Origin of the sequence: Peribacillus sp. NPDC097264 (assembly GCF_050277925.1) — a bacterium.
Classification (GTDB): domain Bacteria; phylum Bacillota; class Bacilli; order Bacillales; family DSM-1321; genus Peribacillus.
In genome coordinates this window covers 154,004-173,641 of record NZ_JBNNSR010000008.1, presented here as the reverse complement: position 1 = coordinate 173,641, position 19,638 = coordinate 154,004, and the positions used below count along the sequence as shown (strand labels likewise).

General features: G+C 41.8%; 19 protein-coding genes. 7 read left to right on the top strand and 12 right to left on the bottom strand.

Annotation, left to right across the window (positions count from 1 at the left end; translation table 11 throughout):
• Positions 1 to 137: 137 nt before the first annotated feature.
• Together ACQKL0_RS14790 and ACQKL0_RS14785 are read right to left on the bottom strand one after the other, a co-directional pair.
• Positions 138 to 842, bottom strand: coding sequence for a DsbA family oxidoreductase (locus ACQKL0_RS14790; protein WP_402874783.1), 705 nt, complete (start codon positions 840 to 842; stop codon positions 138 to 140).
• Positions 843 to 917: 75 nt separating this feature from the next.
• Positions 918 to 1,367, bottom strand: a complete 450-nt coding sequence (locus ACQKL0_RS14785; protein WP_402957801.1) for an RrF2 family transcriptional regulator — start codon at positions 1,365 to 1,367, stop codon at positions 918 to 920.
• A gap of 151 nt (positions 1,368 to 1,518) precedes the next feature.
• Between ACQKL0_RS14785 and ACQKL0_RS14780 the strand changes: the two genes are divergently transcribed.
• On the top strand, positions 1,519 to 2,409 hold the full coding sequence (locus tag ACQKL0_RS14780; protein WP_402957803.1) for a DMT family transporter: 891 nt from the start codon (positions 1,519 to 1,521) through the stop codon (positions 2,407 to 2,409).
• A 30-nt stretch (positions 2,410 to 2,439) separates the two neighbouring features.
• On the opposite strand, the gene ACQKL0_RS14775 is transcribed toward ACQKL0_RS14780, so the two are convergent.
• The gene (locus ACQKL0_RS14775; RefSeq protein WP_427688338.1) at positions 2,440 to 2,877 is read right to left on the bottom strand and encodes a ferritin-like domain-containing protein; all 438 of its coding nucleotides are present in this window, start codon (positions 2,875 to 2,877) and stop codon (positions 2,440 to 2,442) included.
• A 260-nt stretch (positions 2,878 to 3,137) separates the two neighbouring features.
• On the bottom strand, positions 3,138 to 4,202 hold the full coding sequence (locus tag ACQKL0_RS14770) for an ABC transporter ATP-binding protein (protein WP_427688336.1): 1,065 nt from the start codon (positions 4,200 to 4,202) through the stop codon (positions 3,138 to 3,140).
• A gap of 302 nt (positions 4,203 to 4,504) precedes the next feature.
• Here ACQKL0_RS14770 and ACQKL0_RS14765 point away from each other — a divergent pair, with 302 nt between their 5' ends.
• A complete protein-coding gene (locus tag ACQKL0_RS14765; RefSeq protein WP_427688334.1) occupies positions 4,505 to 5,971 on the top strand; it encodes an NAD(P)-binding domain-containing protein in 1,467 nt (488 codons plus the stop codon).
• A gap of 209 nt (positions 5,972 to 6,180) precedes the next feature.
• Positions 6,181 to 6,684 carry a DinB family protein gene (locus ACQKL0_RS14760; RefSeq protein ID WP_427688332.1) on the top strand — a complete coding sequence of 168 codons (504 nt, stop codon included), beginning with the start codon at positions 6,181 to 6,183 and terminating at the stop codon, positions 6,682 to 6,684.
• Between the two features lie 76 nt (positions 6,685 to 6,760).
• Here ACQKL0_RS14760 and ACQKL0_RS14755 read toward each other — a convergent pair whose 3' ends face one another.
• From ACQKL0_RS14755 to ACQKL0_RS14730, 6 genes are all read right to left on the bottom strand, one after another.
• Complete coding sequence (locus tag ACQKL0_RS14755; protein WP_427688330.1) at positions 6,761 to 7,726, bottom strand: nucleoside hydrolase; 966 nt, start codon at positions 7,724 to 7,726, stop codon at positions 6,761 to 6,763.
• Positions 7,727 to 7,842: 116 nt separating this feature from the next.
• Positions 7,843 to 8,175: a zinc ribbon domain-containing protein YjdM gene (locus ACQKL0_RS14750; protein WP_402874746.1), complete on the bottom strand. Its 333-nt coding sequence runs from the start codon at positions 8,173 to 8,175 to the stop codon at positions 7,843 to 7,845.
• A gap of 114 nt (positions 8,176 to 8,289) precedes the next feature.
• On the bottom strand, positions 8,290 to 8,895 hold the full coding sequence (locus tag ACQKL0_RS14745; protein ID WP_427688328.1) for a hypothetical protein: 606 nt from the start codon (positions 8,893 to 8,895) through the stop codon (positions 8,290 to 8,292).
• Between the two features lie 196 nt (positions 8,896 to 9,091).
• Positions 9,092 to 9,418 carry a hypothetical protein gene (locus ACQKL0_RS14740; RefSeq protein ID WP_427590672.1) on the bottom strand — a complete coding sequence of 109 codons (327 nt, stop codon included), beginning with the start codon at positions 9,416 to 9,418 and terminating at the stop codon, positions 9,092 to 9,094.
• Positions 9,419 to 9,635: 217 nt separating this feature from the next.
• A complete protein-coding gene (locus ACQKL0_RS14735) occupies positions 9,636 to 10,712 on the bottom strand; it encodes an acyltransferase family protein (RefSeq protein WP_427688326.1) in 1,077 nt (358 codons plus the stop codon).
• A gap of 537 nt (positions 10,713 to 11,249) precedes the next feature.
• The gene (locus ACQKL0_RS14730) at positions 11,250 to 11,441 is read right to left on the bottom strand and encodes a hypothetical protein (protein ID WP_402874739.1); all 192 of its coding nucleotides are present in this window, start codon (positions 11,439 to 11,441) and stop codon (positions 11,250 to 11,252) included.
• Positions 11,442 to 11,679: 238 nt separating this feature from the next.
• Between ACQKL0_RS14730 and ACQKL0_RS14725 the strand changes: the two genes are divergently transcribed.
• Together ACQKL0_RS14725 and ACQKL0_RS14720 are read left to right on the top strand one after the other, a co-directional pair.
• Entirely contained in the window at positions 11,680 to 13,083 is a 1,404-nt protein-coding gene (locus ACQKL0_RS14725) for a tetratricopeptide repeat protein (RefSeq protein WP_427650701.1), read from the top strand.
• A gap of 268 nt (positions 13,084 to 13,351) precedes the next feature.
• On the top strand, positions 13,352 to 14,740 hold the full coding sequence (locus ACQKL0_RS14720) for an amino acid permease (protein WP_427688324.1): 1,389 nt from the start codon (positions 13,352 to 13,354) through the stop codon (positions 14,738 to 14,740).
• Between the two features lie 178 nt (positions 14,741 to 14,918).
• Here the strand turns inward: ACQKL0_RS14720 and ACQKL0_RS14715 are convergent, their stop codons facing one another.
• Together ACQKL0_RS14715 and codB are read right to left on the bottom strand one after the other, a co-directional pair.
• On the bottom strand, positions 14,919 to 16,199 hold the full coding sequence (locus tag ACQKL0_RS14715) for a cytosine deaminase (RefSeq protein WP_427688322.1): 1,281 nt from the start codon (positions 16,197 to 16,199) through the stop codon (positions 14,919 to 14,921).
• Complete coding sequence (gene codB, locus ACQKL0_RS14710; protein WP_427688320.1) at positions 16,189 to 17,448, bottom strand: cytosine permease; 1,260 nt, start codon at positions 17,446 to 17,448, stop codon at positions 16,189 to 16,191. The genes ACQKL0_RS14715 and codB overlap by 11 nt, the downstream gene beginning before the upstream one ends.
• Before the next feature lie 435 nt (positions 17,449 to 17,883).
• Between codB and ACQKL0_RS14705 the strand changes: the two genes are divergently transcribed.
• Both ACQKL0_RS14705 and ACQKL0_RS14700 read left to right on the top strand, forming a co-directional pair.
• Positions 17,884 to 18,573: a response regulator transcription factor gene (locus tag ACQKL0_RS14705; protein WP_402874724.1), complete on the top strand. Its 690-nt coding sequence runs from the start codon at positions 17,884 to 17,886 to the stop codon at positions 18,571 to 18,573.
• The gene (locus tag ACQKL0_RS14700; protein ID WP_427688318.1) at positions 18,570 to 19,574 is read left to right on the top strand and encodes a sensor histidine kinase; all 1,005 of its coding nucleotides are present in this window, start codon (positions 18,570 to 18,572) and stop codon (positions 19,572 to 19,574) included. The genes ACQKL0_RS14705 and ACQKL0_RS14700 overlap by 4 nt, the downstream gene beginning before the upstream one ends.
• Positions 19,575 to 19,638 lie beyond the last annotated feature (64 nt).

Here is a 19,638-nt window from a genome sequence, read left to right as displayed (position 1 = left end):
GCTTCATCTATAGTCTTATCCCCATTATACAAATTTTCAGTCTATGAAACTATAAAAAAGAAGCTTCTTTCCGTATCCCGGGATCCTTTACATAAAAAAAGAGACTCAGAACATGTCCAAGTCTCCATTCGTAGCGTTTACTTTTCCGGTACGCTACAAGAACCATCCGTGCAAGCATCCCCTGTTTCATTCACCATTTGCAACGGGTTTTCCTCTGCCCATACCTTCCTCAATGTATCTAAAAACGCTTCGGCAGGCTGAGCTCCTGAGACGCCGTACTTTCGGTTGATCACATAGAATGGAACTCCCGTAATCCCAAGCAAACTTCCTTCTTGTTCGTTGCCCCTTACTTCCGCCGTGAAGGCTGTGCCCGCTAACATCTTTTCCACTTCAGACTGATCAAGACCGACTTCTTCTGCCAAATCCGCCAATGTGGCATGGTCGCCGATATGCTTGCCTTCCGTGAAGTATGCTTTGAACAGACGTTCATTCATTTCTTTCCCTTTTCCTTTTGATTCGGCAAAATGCATCAAGCGGTGAGCATCAAAGGAATTCGTCAAGACGACTTTGTCTAAATGATAGTCAAGCCCCAACTCTGCAGCTTGTTGGGTCATATTTTGGCTGTTGGCTTCCACCTGAGCCTGTGACATGCCGTATTTCTTCGCCAACATCTCACTTTGGCTCATATTGATATCCCGTTCCGCTTCCGGATTCAACTCAAAACTACGGAATTCAACCTCGACCTGATCCTTATTTTCAAATTGATTCAACGCATCCTCGAAACGACGCTTTCCAATATAACAAAACGGACATTGATAATCCGACCAAATTTCCACCTTCATGTTAAGACCCTCCTTGAATTAAATGCAATTACTTTAAGCACATTATATAGGGCAGAATATCCTTCTGCAAGGATATTAGCCTAGGTACGCACTTTCGGAAAAATCAATTTTGTCCATGAACTGTTCTAGCGTGTACCCTTTCAAGAGCTTCAGGGTTTCCTGTTCTGCCTCATTCATGATTTCTTCCAAAGCACGATCAAGCTGTTTCCCGACTTCCCCGCATTCACTCGTATCCAGGAAATCAAGACATTCCGGTCGCACTGCCAGATATACATCTGCCAAGGTCAGGATATCGGCGGGTACATGAAGACTATATCCACCTTCACGCCCTTCCTTGGTCTCGACGATTCCAGCTACCGCAAGCTGGGCCATCACCCTCCGTAAAAACGTAGCATGTGAATGGACCTTTGATGCAATCACGGAACTCGTCAGCAGCTTCCCACTTTGCGCCAGCCAAACCAGAGAGTGAATAGCAACGGCAAACCGAGCGGGACCGATTTGGTTATTTTTAGTACTTGATGACATCACTATTTCCTCCTATATCTTCTATGAACTACTGTGAGACTAGTATACTATGTTCCTATCTCCCGAACAAATGGCCTTTCTCTTCGATTTTCGCTCAAATAGTATGGTAAAATTATCAGAATAATGAATCTATACCAATAGGAGAGAGTAAATGAGGGATAAGTCTGGGTATCTGTTCGTCATCATGGGTGCCATGCTGTGGGGAACGACGGGTACCGCCCAATCATTCGCCCCGGATGGCGCCCATCCCTTTGCAATTGGTGCGGTCCGCCTCGCTTTCGGAGGAATTGTTCTCGTACTTATCGCTTTCTTGCAAAGGAAAGTAACGGTCCATAATTGGCCAGTAAAGGAAACACTCTTGGCCACGCTAGGCATGGCTTGTTATCAACCGCTTTTTTTCATGGGTGTCAGCCTCACCGGAATCGCCATTGGTACCATCATTACACTGAGCAGCGCTCCGATCATTGCCGGTTTCCTTGAATGGGTGATTGAAAAAAAACAACCTTCCATGATTTGGTGGTTGGCGACAGGTTTATCGATTGCGGGATGCTTACTTCTGTTTGCCAATGAAGGGCAAGGACCAATTGACCCAATCGGCATCCTACTTGCACTTGGTGCCGGGGCGTCCTTTAGCGTGTATACACTCGTAAGCAAGAAAATTCTGGGCAAACAGCCTCCAGAAGCAACGGCTGCGGTCATCTTTACTTTAAGCGCCTTGCTATTGTCGCCTATGCTATTCATCTTTGATAGTAGCTGGATCATAACCACTAATGGGTTGGCCATCAGCCTTCACCTTGGCCTTTTTGCGACAGCTTTGGCTTACTTGCTTTTTAACAAAGGTCTTCTATCCGTCCCATCATCAACTGCCGTATCGCTGTCATTGGCGGAACCATTGGTAGCGGCACTTCTTGGTGTCTTTCTTGTCGGCGAGAGCCTGAGCTTGTTGAACTGGTTTGGTGTTGGACTGCTTTTATGTGGAATTGTTTCACTGACCTTTTCACCGAAGGCACCTGCTCCAATCGAGAAGACTTCCCTATCATAAATAGAAAGAGCACCGCTTTCGGCGCTCTTTCTATTTATTTTTCACCATATAATACAAAAACCACACGGCGTGGTTTTGCTCATCTGCGGCAGCACGACGAAATGCCTTTCTTACCGACCGGTCTGCTGCACCATCTGCTGTTTCCAAATAAAAATCCACGGTTTTCTGTTCATCCACAAGGGCAAACTCCAAGCCTGCTTTATATGAATCCGGGCATGTTTCCGTCACTTTCGGTGTTGGCTGGTATCCTGTCAGATTGATGTAGATTTGTGAAAACACCTGAAAATGTTTCATCTCATCTTCCCTGATCTCAAGGATTTGCTTCCGCTCTGTTTCGTTAGGAGCCATCCTAGCTAGTTTCTCGTAACACAAGATGGCGCTATACTCCCCATTAATCGTCTGTTCTAACTTGTGTATCAAGTCCTGCTGGCGATTCTCTTCCTGATCATTCGCTATATAATCATACATCTAAAAAGACCTCCCCATTCCATATACCCTTATCTTATGACAAGTGACGGAACATGTGCCTAGTATATTAACGACCAATCTCGCATTTGTACGGCTGGTAAAAAGGATTCTTCTATAAAATTAGCTTTTCCATCCCTTTTTCACCGATTACCCGGACTATCATTAGCTGTACAAATGTTAAACGCATTTATATATGAATAAAAAAGGCAGAAACGTTGACTCACCTCACCAACGTCTCTGCCTCATGACAACCTCCCACTCTAATCAACCAGCACCATCTGGTTTTTTGGAAAGACCAGAACGATTTCTTGACCTACATAATATGGTTCTGTCATCTCCCTATTCACGATAAAATCCCCGAAAGGTGTCCCCACACTATATTGATAACTTCTTCCTAGATATGTACGAACCTTAATTCTTCCCGGTAAACAATTATGTTGCAGATTTCCCGAAGGACTTTTTGCTTGCATCATTAAAGCATCCGGCCTGATCGTACCTGTTTTCCCAGTCAAGTTAGACATATGCGCATCCTTTTGGAGAACAAATACGTACCCTGATTTAATCAGTACGATATGGTCTCCGTCATCATTCCGCTCATCGAAGGAAATGAAATTCTTATACCCGATAAAGTCTGCGACAAATTTTGTTCGAGGATAATTGTAAATCGCCGCCGGACTATTAAACTGCTCGATGGCACCTTGATTCATGATCGCCACCTGATCGGATATCGCTAAACATTCTTCCTGATCATGAGATACGTACACCGTGGTAATCCCTAAATTTTGTTGAATCCGCCGTATTTCCGTCCTCATGTTCACCCGTAAGTTTGCATCGAGGTTACTCAATGGTTCGTCAAATAAAAGGATATCCGGTTCGATGACGATGGCCCTTGCAATCGCAATGCGTTGCTTTTGTCCACCGGAAAGCTCATGCGGATACCTCATTTCAAACCCTGACATATTTACGATTTCCAGCACATCCATGACACGTTTTTCTATCTCCATCTTGGAACATTTCCTAAGCCTCAGTCCGAATGCAATATTATGAAAGATCGTCATATGCGGAAATAAGATATAGTTTTGAAACACAAAGCCAACATTCCGCTTCGTAACAGGGACTTTCGTATAATCTTTCTCGTTATATAGAACCTTCCCTTCACTAGCTTGTACAAGCCCCGCAATTAAACGCAATGTCGTTGTCTTCCCACATCCGCTTGGCCCCAGTAGGGAAACCAGCTGTCCTTTTTCAACTTCAAGTGTGAGATCTTTTAAAATCCTTTGTTTGTTATACGCTACCGCTATCTCTTGCAAAGCAAGTAAAGCCATCAGCTCTTCTCCTTTTTTATCGTTACCCGAAATTAACCTATCATCCCGAACGTAACAGCCATCCGACTATGTAGTAGTATGGACTTTTTTAATGAAACGCATGTAAAAAAACCCCATTTTACACTAACCACTTATTCGATTAGTGATTGTGACCAATAATAAAAAGAAATTTCAGACAATTCATCTAAAGAATTTCCAATGGATCCATGATAATCTAATAGTATGTTATATAAACTTACATGAAAAGTTACTTAACAAAACATATATTGATAAAAATCGTCCATGAAAGGAATGAATAGATCATGAGCATAGAAACATTAACCAAACAAGTTAGAACTGATTTGTCCTACCTTTCGATTGGTAGCAACGATCGAGTGGATCCATCCAAGCAACCGGCAGGACATATCTATGATGCAATCATTGTTGGGGGCGGACAAAGTGGGTTAGGTACGGCTTTTGGACTTTTCCGTGAGAAGATATCCAACATTCTTGTCATCGATGAAAATAGCGAAGGGTTGGAAGGACCATGGAGAACCTATGCTCGCATGGTGACATTGCGGACGCCCAAGCATTTGACTACCATCGACCTCGGCATCCCTTCCTTGACTTTCCGTGCATGGTGGGAAGCGCAATTTGGTCAAGAAAGCTGGGAAGCGATGGATAAGATACCCCGGCAGGAATGGATGAATTATCTTCAGTGGTATCGGGAAGTCCTCCAATTGCCTGTCATCAATAAGGTGAAATTAAAGCTGGTAGAGCCTACAGAAGAAGGAATCCACAAATTGCATATCGAAGGCCAAGGAGCCCACACGCCCCTACTGCTTGCTCGCAAGGTCATTTTAGCCACTGGGATTCAAGGTGGGGGCGAATGGCATATTCCACCCATGATAACAGAGAACTTGCCTCGCCACCTCTATGCACATACCTCGGAACCGATTGACTTTTCCACCCTCAAAGGGAAAAGGGTCGCTATTTTGGGTGGCGGAGCCTCTGCTTTTGATAATGCCCATTTTGCCCTCTCTGAAGGCGTCGCAAAAGCCCATGTCTTCATCAGGCGCAAAGAGATTCCCCGCATCAATCCGATCCGGCATATGGAGGCTTCCGGCATAATCGAGCGTTTCCATACCCTACCCGATGCTGATAAGTATGCCGTGATGAGCCATTTCTTTAAGCATAATCAACCACCGACCACAGATATGTTTCAACGTGCCTCCTCATGGCCCGGATTCGACATGCACCTGGGCTCCCCATGGCTTCAAGTAAAGAACGTAAATGATCAAGCTGTCGTGACAACGCCTAAGGGGACATTCACTTTTGATTTCTTGATCATCAGTACCGGCCTTCTCACAGATCCTTCTTTACGGCCGGAATTACGGCTTGTGGAAGAGCACATTGTCCGCTGGAGCGACCGCTATCACGCCCCGGAAAATCTGGCTAATCCTACAATTGATGCACACCCTTACCTAAGCCCCGGCTTTGCTTTCCAAAGCCGTGATGATAAAGGAAAAGGGCGACTGCATGGAATTTTCGCCTTTAACTATTCCGCCTTGATCAGTTGCGGCATTTCAGCTTCAGCACTTTCAGGATTGAAGTTCAGCATACCAAAACTCGTAGCGGCGGTAGCTGAACAGCTCTTCACCGACAATCGAACAGACATCCTCACAACATTCTTTGACTATGACCAAGTAGAATTCACCGAAGAATGGCCAAGAAAAGAACAAAGGACGGACTCCACACCCCAATCGTTCATACACTCGATACCCAGTTGACGATTCGGATAGCCCACCTGATATTCTCAAATAAATGGCTTGCTGGCACATTTAAGGCAGCAAGCTTTTTATCATCCTGGAGAAAAAGCCAAAGGCATTTCATCCATTATTCATTTCTTTCAACACTAGATTCCCACCCTGTTGTACAATGAAGGTAACGCTTACATTCCATTTACTTTCCTTACATCATCTGAACACAGGAGGTTCTCATGGGTTTTCTAGAGATTAGTCTATTATTTGAAACAAGGAATCAATTAATCGAGGAAATTTCAGGATTGAACAGTCCCATGATGGATTACAAGGCTTCACCTGAAAGCTGGAGCATCGCCCAAATTTGTCATCATCTATTCCTTTCTGAAACTGTTTTTACCGAGGCCATTATCCGCGGCTTAAAAGATCGGGACTATAAACAGATCATCCAAAAAGACATCTATTTAACTGCCGATCTGACAAAAAGATTCAAAGCCCCCAAAATGGTGGTCCCTTCAAAAGAACGTTTGGAATTACCAAAATTACTGGATCGTCTATTTGAATCAAGAAACCATTTATTGAATGTAATTTTCGAACAGGAAGACCGGAGCGTTTTCCGTAGAAAAAAAGCAAAGCATCCACTATTCGGCCATCTTTCTTTAGATCAATGGATCGAATTATTATCCTTACATGAGCAACGGCATATTGCACAAATAAAAAGCATGAAACTCCAATTCGGGTAACCCCGATTGCATCCTAAAAACATCCAGGCCATCACATAAAAAAACCGCCCCTCATCATCCGGTGCGGTTTTCCTTATTAGTTCACTCTTATTCTTTCTCCAACAAACTCTACGGCATTCATGAATTCGGAGACAAAACCTTCCCGGTCGACACCGTGCAGCACATGGACATTTGGCGTTTTGCCACTGCGCCTTGCATAATCCACGACGGTTGTCCCTGCCGTTAAACGACCTTCCAATTCAACTTGCACATAATAGTCCTGTCCCATGAACAGCTCTGGCTTTATTACATACATCATGGCACAAAGGTCGTGAAAACGTAACACTTCTGCAAAATGGTCTTCGTTAAATGGCGTTTGTTCCGCAACATTCAGGTAGAATGTTAGCATTTGGTACACTTTATCCGAAAAGTCCGTCCCCATATCCAAAATGAGATGGGCTTCTTCCAACGTTACATAGGCTTTATGCGTTACATCCAATCCGCTCATTACGATAGGGACACCTGAACGGAGAACGATTTCGGCTGCATGCGGGTCGACATACGCATTGAACTCAGCGGTCGGTGACATATTGCCGCCGACTGCCGCACCTCCCATCCAGGAAACACACTTGATTTTCGGTTTTACTTCAGGGTGTGCCAACAATAGGGCTGCCACATTCGTCAACGGTCCTGTAGCAACGATTGTCACTTTTTCCTCACTCGCCATAATGGTCTTTAGCATCGCGAATATGGCTGGACGCTCACTGACCAGCAATGTCGGCTCCGGAAACACAACATTCGCAAAACCACTTTCACCATGAACATCCTCAGCCACTTCTAGATCACGGAATATCGGGTGCTCCAGTCCCCTGGCTATTTCTACGTCCGCACCAATGTAGCTGAGGAAGGTCCGGGCATTGTAATTCGTTTTATCCTGCGAAATATTCCCTGAACAGGTTGTGACTAAACGTACGTCTATCGCCTCACTTGCAAAGGCAAGTGTCAGCATCATGGCATCATCAATTCCAGGATCTGTATCGATGATGACGGGCATTTTACTCATATAAGAAACCACCTTTTTAATAATTCACATACTTCTCCCATCAAGGGGCTCATCACCTTTGTGATGCTGTTTTATCTTTTGGGCAACCTTAGAAAAAAGACGTATGTGAACCTGTGTTATACCTTTTTAACAAATTGGGATTTTAACTTCATCGCACCAAAACCATCTATTTTGCAATCGATGTCATGATCGCCTTCCACCAATCGGATACTTTTCACTTTTGTCCCCATTTTCAAGACGGATGAACTTCCCTTGACTTTAAGGTCCTTGATGACCGTTACGGAGTCACCATCATTCAAGACATTGCCGTTGGCATCTTTAATGGTCTTGATCTCTTCCGTTTCTGATTCTATGGACCACTCATGTGCACACACCGGGCAAACATAGAGGCTTCCATCTTCGTATGTATATTCTGAATGACAGGTTGGACAATTAGGTAAATCGGACATTATTTTCATTCCTCCATTCAACATTGCTCATTCTAATATAACAGCATCTTCCAGGCAATAGGTATTGGAGAAGGGAACCATGCACATATGGTTCCCTTCTTTGGCATTTTGGCCTTATTTAAATTCACCTTTAAGTAAATACACCACATCGAAATCCTTTAACTCATCCATATTGCTTTTTGGATCTTCATAAAAATCACTGGATAGGGAAGTTGCACCTTCCTCATCAAGTGTATAACAAATACTCGCTAGCACCATTTCATCCTTTATGGGAAGGGTTTCTGATATTTTTCCCGTTGTAATCGAAGCCTTTTCAAGATCCCTCTGCTCTGTCACTAAACTGCTAAAACTCGAATGATCACTTTCATCATCACCCTCCGTTTTTATTCCAGTCATGAAGGTAAACTGGTTCTCATTGTCCGGATTTTGGGTTCTGGCGAACATCAATGAACCATTTCCGTAAACCGGAGCAGTAGCATCATTGATCTTTTTACCAACCAATTTACCAGATTCATATTTTTCAATCCAAAAAGAAACTTCTTGATATGTATCATCGATATTGAAATCGAATAAGAATGCGTCACTCGTGGTCAGGGAAAGAATATCCTCTTCCCTATCCGTCAAATCCGCCACCGAGATGGTATTTGTTTGATTACCGGTACATGCCCCCAAAACGATGACCAGCATGGTCAATAGTGCCGTGTATAAAATCTTCTTCATGCGTTTTCCTACTCCTTTATCAACTAAAATTCACAAAATCTTACATATTATATCATTGACTGAATAATTATGCATTATCTTTCAGAATAGGTACTTTTCCATATGGAACAGGGAGCTGGTTCGTCATCCCTTCCGTAAAAAAAAGCAGCACAGTGTCAACTGTACTACTTTATACCATAGGCTCGATGATGATTGATCAGATGAATAGTTTAATGGTAAGAATCACTCCGATCGTTATAAAGATCGGTCCCCAAAATTGCATTGGAATGAAGAATAGACTATGGCGGGTCCCCATTCTATAGGCAGTACCTGTTTCTTGATCGACAAGAACCTTTTCAGAACCCCCATTTAGTTTTCTACCCAGAAACCAGACAATGATCCCGGCCACAAACAAACCGATGATTAATGAAGTATCTTCGGGCAGCGACCGGTCAACCGTCATCTCCAAGATCCAACCGAATAAGAACACCAATGGCACCATAATGACAAATACTAAAAAACCTAGTCCTCTCCATATAATCATACACGAACCTCCCTTTCACCTCCGAGTCGTTTATTATATTCACCCACCAATCATTTTATGGATGGGGTCAATCCTTTATGTTAGATGGCGAGTTCCCCTGTAGAACAAATATGTTCCCATTTTCAGGCATAGCCCCCCCCTACGTAGCAAAAATGATTACATAAGCCTTTTGTTATGCAGGGGAGATACACTAAAATTATTCAAAGACTATGTTAAGTCAGGCGCTTTTTTCAATTTCTTCATTTCTTTGAAAGACGGGTTTATATTTATTGATAATCCATTTGAAAGGCAATATACAATAGTCTACTATTTTCCCTTCAATTAACGGCCTCATAATCCAAGTCACAGGCTTCGAGCTGAGTATTAGTACTAGTAGAACGGCATAAACAGGAAGCTGTATATAATCCCAAATTGAATTGAAATCTTCCGGTCTAATGTAATGCACATAAAGTGTTTTAACAATAGCACCGTGAAGTATATAAATATAAGCCGTTCTTTGCCCTAATTTAGTAAAGAATGTCTTTTTCTTCGGAACAAAACATAAAAAGGCAAAGCCCACTAAAAGTGAAAATGAATAGAACATCGCCCGCTTCAAGCCGATATACCATTCTTCGTGTCCATTCGCAACATATGAACGGTTTGCTGCCAACCAAGATTGGACTTCTGCTGGTGGGATTTGAGATACAAGAAACCACACTATTAAAACGATGACCATTCCTATTAATTTAGACGATTTCTTTTTAACGATTTCGAATTGTTCCTTCTTCAAATAAAAACCTAGCAGGAAGTACGGGAAATAGGTGAATGTTCTCTGGATATTCATATAATGACCAGCTGATTCAACATATCCTATTCCAACCCCAAAAACAAATGCCCAAATGAGTGGATGCGAGAGCCTAGTAAATATGAATAGAAGCATTTTCCACATAAATAAACTAAATATAAACCATAAAGAAAATTGCGGTTGGAAAAAGTCATATGTAAAGATACTTTTGTCATATAAAATATAATAATAATATGCAAATATTATTTGAAATAATAAGTAGGGCACAAGAATTGCTTTGACATTTTTCTCAATATACCCTGGCCGATTAAAACCCTTGGATAAAAAACCTGTAATGACTACTAGCGAAGGCATTCTAATTAAAGAGAGGAAATTATTGAATTCGAAGATTAACCAATGATGATGTTTCACTTGTACAATAAAGTGACCTAATACAACTAGAAATACGAGAATAAATCTAGCGTTATCATAAAATGGATCACGTTCTTTAACCGTTTTAATATTTAGCACCCCTTAAATACTTTTTTACAAGTTTAGCCCACAATAAAAAAAAGACGTCAATCTTGAGTCTTAAAAAGAGCTATTATATTGTATAAAATTATCATTTCAATATAATTATAACTTTAATAGAATTCATTTCAATGGAAAAAAATAGTAATAAGTATCATACCCAAAGCCTATTTTCATTATTCCTATTTCTTCTCATAATTGAATTAAGTCGGTATAAAATGGACTTTTCTTTTCAGTATTTCCTTACCAGATATACCGCGTCACCATTTTTTGTGGATCTTTGCTTCGGTCCTGCGATAAAAATGAATACGTCTTACAAATCTATTTGGGAGAGTTGTACACTTCCGATATCCCTCTTTTATCAAGTTGATCTCGTTGAATAGAATTATATTTCGACTGCATCTCCTCACTCCAAGTTATAATACTTCTACTTTAAAACAAAAAGACTGTAGCAAAGTCGATTTTCAACGAATTTGTCTACAGTCTGATTTATTCTTCATAACATTAATTGCTCTTTGTAATATTTGGAAACACCCTCTAGTCCCTAGGAGAATCAAGGGCTTGATAGGCCTTCTGGTACTTTCCGCCATCAGCAACCTCTGCATGATATAAAGCCTTAAGGGCAAAATTCTTCTCTAGATTGTGTTCTTTCATCAACACTTTCAGTTGCGTTTGTAGTTCCGAGTGTTCTTTCATTAGCTGTTTCATTTGCGTCTTGAAGTACTTCATTATTATCGTTACTTCCTTTCAGGTGCTAAAAACTCACCCATCAAGTATACCATTTACGCATTTTTTCACCAGCAACCCTAAAGTTTTCTCAAAAGGGAAAAGTAGTTTCATACTATTGATAACATCACAAAGTTCAATCGTAGTGGCTTTTCTAAAAGAAAATCCAGTAAATGCTATGTTATAATGGATAATAAAAATCACATGAATTCGCATACGATCAAAAGGGGCTGTGTTACATATGAATAATGAACTTATTATGCCAGTTGAAATTTCCATCAAAGAAAAAAAGAAACTCTCACAAGGGAAAGTGATGCAAGTCGTCGTATTCTCACGATGTACGATGATTGAAGTAGAATCATCATTAAATGAAAATTATTATCTCATTTACTATAAGAATAATCTTGTATATGGTGAAAAGGTAGAAAAGATAGAGAAACATTCATTTATCGATAAAATACGGAAAATGGGTATCGTCTTACACTCAGACCATCCGTTCCTCTCCGCAATAATCCCCAGCCAAACCGCCACTATTCCAAATAAGAATAAGCTTTTCTCCCAACTTCAAAATCAATATTCCCTCCAGGAAGTAGCCTACATCGCTACGACGCTCGACTCATTTTTCACAAAGAAACAACTGAGCAATGTCATATACAAAATCTTTTACCACTATAGAAGAAACGGCAACTTCATGCAGGCCTTTCAAATCATTAAGATCTTGGCAAACTTCGCTCCCGACCTGAATTCTGCGAGAGAGATTAAAAACTCATTGGAGTTCCATTCCTATATGGAATTTTACACATCCTCGTCACTATCTACCATCCAGGAGAAAGATTCCCTTTTTGTTGAATGGCATTGCTTCAAATATCGCTTACAACCTGATGAAGGAAAAATGTTAGAAGGTTTATTGAGGAAACAGGACTCTTTCTTGACCCTTCTCTTATTCTGGATGGAGAAAGTCGAAAAGTATTCGAAGGTGACTTCCATTGAAGCATATACCACGATGGCCTTGCAATTCGTATCCATGGAAAAGTGGATCGTAACCTTAGACTATTTACACATCAACCCATTTCAGGTGCTACCACAAACCAAATCCATGATTGAAGAGATGCTTCAGGAGGAACACTATGAAACAGCCGCTCTCTATTTAATGAATTTCCTTAATGCCCTCCCGGATACCTATGAGGAGATCTTGCATACATTATGGGAACATTTAGATCCGACGTTTATTGCCACCCATATAGATACCTTCATGGTTATGATTCAACAGCTCGTCCTAGAAGATGGCGAGAAGCAATCCGAACAAAGGTTACTACAACTTATTGGTAAATTGCTTGAAACCTATGATCTTAAAGAGGTACATGAAAAGCTGCTGCCTATCCAAAAATCAGCTCCCCATTCTCCGGTGTTCCGGAAAATAAACAAGATGATGACCTTGCTGGATGATCCCGATCAAATGATGGAACTCGGACAATATTATGCAGAGTTTAAGCAATACGATGAAGCCATCGAATGTTTCTCATGGGAGATGGAATTGTACCCGGATGACCCCGCTCCCGTATCGCAGCTGTCCAAAATGTATCAAAACAAAGGGATGGTTAAAGAGGCCTTTGCTTACCATCAAATATTAGATCAAATGAAATAACGTGCAATGAAATATAAAAAGGATTAGAACTCACCCTTCTAATCCTTTTTTATACGGTTTAAGAGTTTATTTAAGAAATAAAGCTCATTTCATATGGCTCGCTTAATTGATCCGAAATATGGAATACTATCCATGTGAGGCTTTGAAGATTTATAAAACGTACACATAATTCGACAAAAAATGCACTATATCGACAAATCTATTTGACATTTAATCCGTTAATGTTTAGAATCTTTATGATATTCAAAAAAAGAATTGAGTGTTTAAAATGAAAACGAACTTATTTCGAAAAAAATCCGTGAATCAACTTTTACAAAATCATGGAAAAGTACAATTACAAAAGACACTAGGAGCGTTTGATTTAATCCTACTCGGTGTCGGTGCCATTGTGGGTACAGGAATTTTCATCCTTCCAGGTACCGTTGCAGCCCAGCATGCAGGACCTGGGATTGTGTTCTCTTTTATCATTGCCGCCTTTGTTTGTGCATTTGCCGCAATGTGCTACTCTGAATTTTCTTCATCCGTTCCAGTTACAGGGAGTGCATACACATACTCCTACATTGTCTTTGGGGAGATCATTGCTTGGCTAGTCGGCTGGTCCCTATTACTTGAATACGGCTTGGCTGTTGCTGCCGTTGCTACAGGCTGGTCATCCTATTTTAGCTCGCTACTTGCCGGGTTTAATATTTTGCTTCCTCACGAAATATCCGGTTCATTTGATCCGGCCAACGGCACATACATTAACCTGCCAGCTATATTGATCATTTTCCTTATTGCCGCCTTGTTGACATTAGGCATTAAAGAATCGACAAAATTCAATACGATTATGGTATGTGTGAAAGTGGCCGTTATTTTACTATTTATTATAGTCGGCGCATTCTACGTTGAACCGACAAACTGGAAGCCATTCACCCCATTTGGTACAAGCGGGGTCCTAAGTGCCGCGGCCTTAGTATTTTTCGCCTATCTTGGCTTCGATGCAGTATCATCTGCAGCCGAAGAAGTTAAAAATCCACAGCGTAACATGCCAATCGGTATTATTGGTTCGCTCTTTATCTGTACCTTATTGTATGTTGCTGTATCCCTTGTATTGACGGGTATGGTTTCTTACACACAGTTAAATGTAAGTGACCCTGTAAGCTTTGCCATGAAAGTGGTTAACCAAGATTGGGTGGCCGGTATTATCTCCATAGGTGCCGTCGTTGGGATGATGACCGTAATCCTTGTTATGCTTTACGGTGGTACTCGCCTAGTATTCGCATTCGGTCGTGACGGCTTACTACCAAAATTATTATGCGAAGTTCATCCGAAACGTAAAACACCAGTAAAAAACACATGGATTTTTGCGACTCTCATTGCCTTATGCGCAGGCTTCGTCCCATTGGATAAGTTAACAGAGCTTGTAAACATGGGTACTCTTTTAGCCTTCACTGTTGTATCAATCGGCGTCATTTACTTACGAAAAAACAAAGAGATTCCGAATGATGGATTTAAGGTACCTTTCTTCCCAGCCATTCCAGTCATTTCATTTATCCTATGCATATTCCTGATGACCCAACTATCCGCACACACCTGGATTGCGTGCCTTATTTGGATGATCATCGGTATAATCATTTACTTTACTTACGGTAAAAAGCACAGTATTTTGAACAAATAACAAATATGGCTGTTGCAGTGTGGACGTTCACATCTGCAGTAGCCATTTATTTTTGGAATCATACATGACCAATCAACTACGCACTTTCGTACACGGCAATTTATGGAATTGCTACCAATTAGTGAAGAGCGCCTACAAGCGCAAAAAAACTAGACACCCTGTGTGCCTAGCTTTTCCATCATTTATTAAAAGCAATGTTCTCTGTACCTTGTCCCAGATTAATGGTCGTTTCCCTTGGCTTTGTTTCGGCTATCACGTTCCCGTTTCTGAAGGAATAGCGTACCATGGCCTGTTTACGGACTGCTTCGTATTCATTTTCTGCCGCTAAAACAATAAAGTTGGCAGGTTTTCCCGCCTCGATTCCATAGTGGTCCTCGATTTGCAAGGTTTTTGCACTATTGGCGGTAATTAAATCGATAGAATTGACGATTTGCTCGTAACCCATTAGTTGAGAAGCATGAATGCCCATATGCAGCACTTGCAGCATGTTTCCCGTTCCTAGTGGATACCATGGGTCGAATATGTCATCGTGACCAAAGCATACGTTTAGTCCTGATTCCTGTAATTCTTTGACACGTGTTAAGCCTCTTCGTTTCGGATATGTATCGAATCTTCCTTGAAGATGAATATTCACCAATGGATTGGATACGAAGTTAATGGACGAAAGCTTCAATAAGCGAAACAACTTATAGGTATAGGCATCATTATACGAACCCATTGCCGTCGTATGGCTGGCTGTCGTTCGTGTACCTAGTCCCCGCTCGTAAGCTTCTTTTGCGACGACTTCGACAAAACGTGATTGCTCGTCATCGATTTCATCACAATGTATATCCACGAGGCGATCGTATTTTTCCGCTAAATCAAACGCAATCTTCATCGATTCCACGCCATATTCGCGAGTGAACTCAAAGTGGGGGATGCCCCCTACAACATCGGCCCCCATTTTTAGCGCTTCTTCCAGTAATCCCGTTCCATTCGGATAAGAGAGAATTCCTTCCTGTGGAAAAGCCACTAACTGCAAATCAACGAAATCCGACATTTCTTCTTTTACTTCGAGCATGGCTTTTAGTGCCGTAAGTTCCGGATCGGTCACATCGATATGTGTACGGACATGCTGGATTCCTTGAGCGATTTGCCATTTTAAAGCCGTTTTTGCCCTGGTTTTCACATCTTCATTCGTCAAAGACTCTTTTCGTTGGGACCACCGCTGGATTCCTTCAAATAACGTCCCACTTTGGTTCCACTCTGGCTCTCCTGCAGTCAACGTCGTGTCAAGGTGGATATGCGGTTCAATAAAGGGAGGGAGAACAAGTGACCCCTCCACATCATAAATCGGCTGATTCAACTCGTTCTCAACGTTCTCATTTAGGCTCTGCGTAACCGATTCTATCATTCCTTCTCTGACGACAATATTCCAAAGACCTTCTTTTCCTCTTAATTTAGCATGTTTAATAAGCATCTGACTGTACACCTCTTCTTAGTATTTTGTTGACAGGTACATATTTCATCAAGGCAACATACAGGATGATGGTCCCGATTAGAGCATTAATTGGCACGATCCCAGGTGCGAACTGGGCCAAAGCGACGCCTCCTGCCCAAGCAATCATCGATAACCAATTGACCTTTTTGAAAGACATCTCTTCGAATTTCCCATATTTTCTACGTTTCACGATAAAGTAGTCTGCTAAAATGATGGCCCCAATGGACGGGACTGCTGCTCCTAGTACATTCAAAAAACCGACGAAATTAGTATACAGCCACATTGCTAGCAATGTGCCGATGATTCCATTAACCACGACAAGTTTCTTCTTGGAAATTTTCGTAACATTGGCAAATCCCAATCCCGAAGCGTATAGCGCATTATCATTCGTTGTCCAAATATTCAGTCCCAATACAATGATTGCCGGCAAAATCAGCTCTTGCAAGAACATGACTTCAGAAATATCCGAAACACCGTACGTCATTGCCCCAATCGCCCCAAATATGAACATAAGTGAATTGCCTAGAAAAAAGGCAATCACCGTTGCGACAACGGCTGACCGGGTCGTCTTGGCAAAGCGGGCAAAGTCTGGCGTCAAGGTACCCCCGCTGATGAATGAACCAATGCAGATGGTTAAGGCAGCGCCCACTCCCATCATTTCAGTAGGCTGATAATCTAATAACCCCTGAAACCCACCGATTGTTTCGGTTGCCTCAAATACCGAGTAGCTACCCAGAATGGCAATGGCCGGCACAGCAACGAACCCTAACAGCACGAGTGCCTTAATTCCATAGATGGCTGATATCGTCATCATTATTCCGAAACCCAAAATCAATAGATAGATATTAATCCCTGTTGCCTTTTCGACCGGAACCGCGAACATCGCTACCCCCACTCCAAACCAACCTACTTGCGTTAACCCCAGCAATAAGGAGGGCACATAAGAGCCTTTATCACCAAAGGCATACTTTGCAAGCAGATGTGTAGAAAGGCCGGTCTTCGCGGCAATATGGGCCAACGCCCCCGTATACAGGCCCAGTACACAATTGCCCGCCAATACGATGAGAAGGAATTGAACCAATGTTAATCCCGTTCCCAATTCCCCTCCCGACCACATGCTTGCCGAGAAGAAAGTGAACCCCAGCATAATGGAAAGAATCTTCCAAAAATTATTACGATTTCCTTGCGGTACAGCTTGCCATGAAAACTCTGCATCTACTTTTCCCATAACGTTTCCTCCATTTTTAAACTGATACCCACAAAGAAAAAAGAGGTCTATTGTCATCAACCGACAATAAACCTCTTCTGCATTATGACGAGTAGTAGTAGCCAGGCAAAAAATGCATGGACGTCTCCCACATCATAAAAATCCGTTGTCCTTGTCAGCCTCACGGGACTGAATTAAAGATACCAATATTTGATTATTAACATTATTCCAAAAAAGAGACGGTAAGTCAATACTAATTTTCTATGCGATTCCTTTACAAACCAAAAAGGACTACATACAGAGACTCAGATGAAATTCAAACATGGGTGTTTTTTTCAGGAAATGGATGTCACCTTTTGTAACTAGATCCCACCCTAAATCTCTTTCTCCTCTAGAACCTTAAATGAATTTACTATATACTTTCATTAAATTGATGAAAAGCGTGGTGACCCTTACTTGTTTAAACTATTGTTAATTGAAGATGATACAACATTATTCAATGAGATTAAAGATAGATTGGCACAATGGTCCTATGATGTATATGGAATCAACGATTTCAGTAAGGTGATGCAGGAATTCACTGCCATTAAACCCGACTTGGTCCTCATCGATATCCAATTGCCAAAATTCGACGGGTTCCATTGGTGCAGGATGATTCGCACCCACTCGAACGTACCCATTCTCTTTTTATCATCACGCGATCACCCGACCGACATCGTGATGTCCATGCAGTTTGGGGCAGATGATTTCATCCAGAAACCCTTTCATTTTGATGTACTGATTGCCAAGATACAAGCGACGCTTCGTCGTGTCTATAATTACAATACAGAAAAGATCGAACTAAAAACCTGGTGCGGCGCCACCTTGGATTATGAGAAGAATACCGTTGTAACCGAGACAGGAACAATCGAGCTGACAAAGAATGAAGTGTTCATCCTAAAAAGGCTGATTGAACAGAAGAATAAAATAGTGAGCCGCGATGATTTAATCAATAGTTTATGGAATGATAAGCGCTTTATCAGCGATAATACCTTGACGGTCAATGTAAATCGATTGAGGAAAAGGCTCGATGAGGTGGGGTTGGGACAGTATATCGAAACAAAAGTAGGACAAGGTTACATTGCGGTCGAAGAGGATCATGTATGATTAAGAAATTCATATGGGAAAGGTTTAGCTGGATTACTTTCTACATCCTCTTTCACTTATTCATCATATTCGTCGCCTATCTTGATTCGGCCATTCCTTTATCCCCCATTCTCTACATGGTCTTTTTATCATTCATCATGTTCATCATCTTTTTGGTGGTCCGCTACCACAAGGAAACGAAATTCTATCGAAGTTTAGTGGAACGGGAAGATAATTTGGATGTAAGCCAATTAGCGGAACCGGGAAGCCCTTTTGAAGAGATCATCGAACGTAGCATCAGCAATCAAATCGAATACCTGAAACGGACGGCTTCATACGGACAAATGACATTGGAGCAGGAAAAGGACGAACTATTATCTTGGATTCATGAAGTGAAGACGCCTTTGACGGCCCTACGTTTAATGATTGATCGCATACAAGATGAAGAACTCAAATCCCATATGACGTATGAATGGCTCCGCATCCACCTTTTGCTTGATCAACAGTTGCATCAACGGCGGCTACCCTTCATGGAAAATGATCTATATATCGGTAACGCCGATTTGGAAGGGATTATTTTCGACGAGATTAAGACGTTACAATCTTGGTGCATGCAAAAAGGGATTGGATTCGATATCCAATTGGAAAAAGCCGAGTGCTTAAGCGATAGTAAATGGGTCGCATTCATTATTCGGCAACTATTGACCAATAGCATCAAATATAGTGAAGGATCCGATATTTTGATACAGAGCCACGAATCCTATGGACAAACGATCCTTGAAGTGAAGGATGCTGGCCGCGGCATCGACCCAAGGGACCTTCCCCGCATTTTTGATAAAGGATTCACATCAACGACCAATCATCAAGACCAAGGGGCGACGGGAATGGGGTTATACTTAACCAAGAAAGTGGCGGATTCCTTATTCATCGATATAACCGTCCGGTCCACTCCCGGAATCGGGACCACTTTCATCCTGACTTTCCCGCAAAAAAATCAATTCGTTAAATTCCTTAGCATGTGACAAAGATGTCACATGCTTTTGTTCTTTGTTCGGCCAATCGAAGGAAAAGAAAGGGAAAGGCTTT

Excerpts from the sequence above, each read along its gene's own strand:
- ACQKL0_RS14730 (WP_402874739.1), bottom strand. The coding sequence starts at position 11,441 with ATGAAGTACTTCAAGACGCAAATGAAACAGCTAATGAAAGAACACTCG.
- ACQKL0_RS14760 (WP_427688332.1), top strand. The coding sequence starts at position 6,181 with ATGGGTTTTCTAGAGATTAGTCTATTATTTGAAACAAGGAATCAATTA.
- ACQKL0_RS14765 (WP_427688334.1), top strand. The coding sequence starts at position 4,505 with ATGAGCATAGAAACATTAACCAAACAAGTTAGAACTGATTTGTCCTAC.
- ACQKL0_RS14775 (WP_427688338.1), bottom strand. The coding sequence starts at position 2,877 with ATGTATGATTATATAGCGAATGATCAGGAAGAGAATCGCCAGCAGGAC.
- ACQKL0_RS14770 (WP_427688336.1), bottom strand. The coding sequence starts at position 4,202 with ATGGCTTTACTTGCTTTGCAAGAGATAGCGGTAGCGTATAACAAACAA.
- ACQKL0_RS14755 (WP_427688330.1), bottom strand. The coding sequence starts at position 7,726 with ATGAGTAAAATGCCCGTCATCATCGATACAGATCCTGGAATTGATGAT.
- ACQKL0_RS14720 (WP_427688324.1), top strand. The coding sequence starts at position 13,352 with ATGAAAACGAACTTATTTCGAAAAAAATCCGTGAATCAACTTTTACAA.
- ACQKL0_RS14700 (WP_427688318.1), top strand. The coding sequence starts at position 18,570 with ATGATTAAGAAATTCATATGGGAAAGGTTTAGCTGGATTACTTTCTAC.
- ACQKL0_RS14740 (WP_427590672.1), bottom strand. The coding sequence starts at position 9,418 with ATGATTATATGGAGAGGACTAGGTTTTTTAGTATTTGTCATTATGGTG.
- ACQKL0_RS14780 (WP_402957803.1), top strand. The coding sequence starts at position 1,519 with ATGAGGGATAAGTCTGGGTATCTGTTCGTCATCATGGGTGCCATGCTG.
- ACQKL0_RS14790 (WP_402874783.1), bottom strand. The coding sequence starts at position 842 with ATGAAGGTGGAAATTTGGTCGGATTATCAATGTCCGTTTTGTTATATT.
- ACQKL0_RS14745 (WP_427688328.1), bottom strand. The coding sequence starts at position 8,895 with ATGAAGAAGATTTTATACACGGCACTATTGACCATGCTGGTCATCGTT.
- codB (WP_427688320.1), bottom strand. The coding sequence starts at position 17,448 with ATGGGAAAAGTAGATGCAGAGTTTTCATGGCAAGCTGTACCGCAAGGA.
- ACQKL0_RS14725 (WP_427650701.1), top strand. The coding sequence starts at position 11,680 with ATGAATAATGAACTTATTATGCCAGTTGAAATTTCCATCAAAGAAAAA.
- ACQKL0_RS14750 (WP_402874746.1), bottom strand. The coding sequence starts at position 8,175 with ATGTCCGATTTACCTAATTGTCCAACCTGTCATTCAGAATATACATAC.
- ACQKL0_RS14785 (WP_402957801.1), bottom strand. The coding sequence starts at position 1,367 with ATGTCATCAAGTACTAAAAATAACCAAATCGGTCCCGCTCGGTTTGCC.
- ACQKL0_RS14715 (WP_427688322.1), bottom strand. The coding sequence starts at position 16,199 with ATGCTTATTAAACATGCTAAATTAAGAGGAAAAGAAGGTCTTTGGAAT.